Genomic DNA, 2846 nt, shown 5'->3' with positions numbered 1-2846 from the left:
TCTCGGCCGTGATGGGGCAGGCGTTCGGCGACGGGGGTGGTCGCCGATGACCACCACCATTCCGCAGAGCGTCGCCGCTCTCGTCGACAGAGCGTCGGAGCCGGAGTTCGCGGCCTGGCGCCGGAACATCGTTGGCCTCGGCGGCTGCACCAACCCGATCCACCTGGTTGGCGCGGCCAACGTGTACGACACGACGACCGGCGCCGCCCTGCTCTCCTACAGCTCGGATGTCTACGGCGGTCGCCTGCTCACCGCGTGCGGCAACCGGCGCGCGACGGTCTGCCCGGCCTGCTCGGCCTTGTACAGGGCGGACACGTACCAACTCGTCCGGGCCGGTCTCGTCGGAGGCAAGAACGTCCCGGAGGCGGTGAGCGGTCACCCGCGGGTGTTCGCCACGCTCACCGCTCCCGGGTTCGGGCCGGTGCACACGCGCCGCGAGCGTGACGGACGGGTGCCGCCCTGCCGGCCTCGTCGGGCAGGCGACCACTGCCCGCACGGGACTCCGGTCGGATGCCGTGACCGGCACTTGGCGGACGATCCTCGTCTCGGCGAACCGCTCTGCCCGCGCTGCTACGACTACGCGGGGGCCGTCCTCTGGCACGCGTTCGCCGGTCGGCTCTGGCATCGGTTCGGGCTGGAGCTTCGGCGGGAGGTAGCACGGCGGGCCGGTCTGCCCCGTACCGAGTTCGGGGACGTCGCCCGACTGTCGTACGCGAAAGTTGCCGAGTACCAGCGGCGGGGCCTGGTCCACTTCCATGCCGTGATCCGTCTCGACGGCCCGGACGGCCCCGACTCGCATCCGCCCTACTGGGCGACCGTCCCGCTCCTGGTCGACTCCGTCCGAGCGGTGGTCGGACGGGTGGGGCTGAACGCCCCCGGCGCAGGCGTCATCGGTCCGCGGGCGCTGCGCTTCGGCGCCCAGGTCGACGTACGTCCGGTCATCTCGTATCGGCAGGATGCGGGGGAGCGGCCTACATCTCCGGCCACCGTGGCGGGCTACATCGCCAAGTACGCCACCAAAGGAGCGGAGTCCGCTGGCGCGGTGGACGGCCGGATCCATCAAGCGCGGGACATGGTCATGCTGCCGGTACGGGCACATGTGCTCCGCATGATCGCCACGTGTTGGTGGCTCGGGGGCTTACCGGAGTTCGCTCCGCTCGGCCTGCGCCACTGGGCGCACATGCTCGGGTACGGCGGCCACTTCTCCACCAAGTCCCGGCGCTACTCGACCACGCTGACCGCCCTCAGGCAGGCCCGCACCGACCACCGGGCGGAGCAGCAACGAGCCTCCTTCGGCCTGGCCGGCCATCCGACGGTCACGGTCGGCCGGTGGCGCTACGCGGGGCGCGGCTACTCACCGGAAGCCGCGCTCCTGGCGGCCTCGGTGCGGGAGGGCGGTGCTTCCCATGGCGCGTGACACCCGTACGAATGCGGCCGAGCTGCTCACCGTGCGCCAGGTGCTCGACGAACTGGGCGGCATTTCCCGACGCACCTTCTACCGCTGGCGGGAACTGCGCCTCGCGCCGGCCTGCATCCGGTTGCCGAACGGTGAGCTTCGGGTCCGGCGTGACGTGCTCAACGACTGGTTGGAGGAGCGGGCGGAGGGGGCGGCGTCATGAAGTCCTACAAGGCTTCCGTGTGGAAGCTGTCGGTCAACAAGACCACCAAGAAGCCGACCTACCTCGTGCGTTGGGTGGTCGACGGACAGCCCTTCAGCGAATCGCACAAGACCAAGGCGCTGGCTGACCGCTTCCGCGCGAAGCTCGTGCGGGCGCTCGACAAGGGTGAGCCGTTCGACACGGTGACCGGACTACCTGACTCCCTGCGTGGCGGCAAGGCGGCGCTGTCCTTCCTCGACCTGGCGCTCAAGTACGTCGATGCCCGCTGGGCGGAGGCGTCGGCCAAGCAGCGGGACAGCATCACGGATGCCTTGGCGACGGTCGTTCCCGTCCTGGTCAAGCCGGGGCGGGGGCGGCCCGCCCCGGAGGTGTTGCGGCGGGCGTTGCGCTCGTACCTCCTGCCCGTGCCGCGCAGGAAGCGGGAGCGGCCAGAGGAGATCACCTCTGCCGTGCGGTGGATCGAGCGGGCTTCGCTTCCGGTGGGGGAGCTGCAAGAGATCACCCGTGTGCATGAGCTGATTGACGGGCTGAGCCGGAGGCTGGACGGCAAGCCCGCGGCCACCCAGACCTACCGGCGTCGGCGAGCTGTCGTCTTCAACGCACTCGAATACGCGGTGGAGCTGGAGCACCTCACCTCCAACCCGCTGAGCCGTGTCCGGCGTAAGAGAGGCAAGCGGGCGGTGCAGGAAGTCGACCGCCGGGTGGTGGTCAACCCGCGGCAGGCCCGGGAGCTGCTCACCGCGCTCACCTACGTGGGCGGCTATGAGCGGGCCAGCGGTCGGCGCCTGCGGGCCTTCTTCGGATGCCTGTACTACGCGGCCATGCGGCCGGGCGAGGCGCTCGGCCTCCGTCGCTCCGACTGCACGCTTCCGGCACAGGGCTGGGGTCGCATCGAGCTGGTGGAGACCCGTCCCACGGCTGGGAAGGCGTGGACCGACTCCGGCGAGGCTCACGACCGACGTGGTCTGAAGCAGCGAGCCGAAGGAGAGGTACGCACCGTGCCAATTCCGCCCCCGCTCGTGAGGCTGCTTCGCGACCACCTCAAGGAGTTCGGGACGGCGGAGGACGGCCGGCTGTTCTCCAGCGAGCGGGGCAACGTGATCGCTGCGTCCTCGTACTCTCGGGCGTGGAAGCAGGCTCGGGAACTGGCGCTCATGCCGCATCAGGTGATGTCGGTCCTGGCCTTCCGGCCGTACGACCTCCGGCACGCGGGCGTCTCCCAGTGGC

The 2846-nt window shown here is 70.5% G+C and carries 3 protein-coding genes; all 3 read left to right on the top strand.

The window, feature by feature from the left end; translation table 11 throughout:
* The first annotated feature begins 46 nt into the window (after window positions 1–46).
* Window positions 47–1417 carry a replication initiator gene (locus G6W55_RS37250; RefSeq protein ID WP_175525020.1) on the top strand — a complete coding sequence of 457 codons (1371 nt, stop codon included), beginning with the start codon at window positions 47–49 and terminating at the stop codon, window positions 1415–1417.
* On the top strand, window positions 1407–1619 hold the full coding sequence (locus G6W55_RS37245) for an AlpA family transcriptional regulator (RefSeq protein ID WP_175525019.1): 213 nt from the start codon (window positions 1407–1409) through the stop codon (window positions 1617–1619). The genes G6W55_RS37250 and G6W55_RS37245 overlap by 11 nt, the downstream gene beginning before the upstream one ends.
* A partial coding sequence (locus G6W55_RS37240; protein ID WP_175525018.1) for a tyrosine-type recombinase/integrase occupies window positions 1616–2846 on the top strand: 1231 nt, incomplete at its 3' end. The genes G6W55_RS37245 and G6W55_RS37240, both read left to right, overlap by 4 nt.

Source organism: Streptomyces sp. CAI-85, from assembly GCF_013363615.1.
GTDB classification, from domain to species: Bacteria; Actinomycetota; Actinomycetes; order Streptomycetales; family Streptomycetaceae; genus Streptomyces; species Streptomyces antibioticus_B.
Note: the sequence above shows the minus strand (reverse complement) of the source record. Positions and strands in the feature narration are given on the sequence as shown.

Bases quoted from the DNA above. Each gene is read 5' to 3' on its own strand.
- G6W55_RS37245 (WP_175525019.1), top strand. From the start codon at position 1,407: ATGGCGCGTGACACCCGTACGAATGCGGCCGAGCTGCTCACCGTGCGC.
- G6W55_RS37250 (WP_175525020.1), top strand. From the start codon at position 47: ATGACCACCACCATTCCGCAGAGCGTCGCCGCTCTCGTCGACAGAGCG.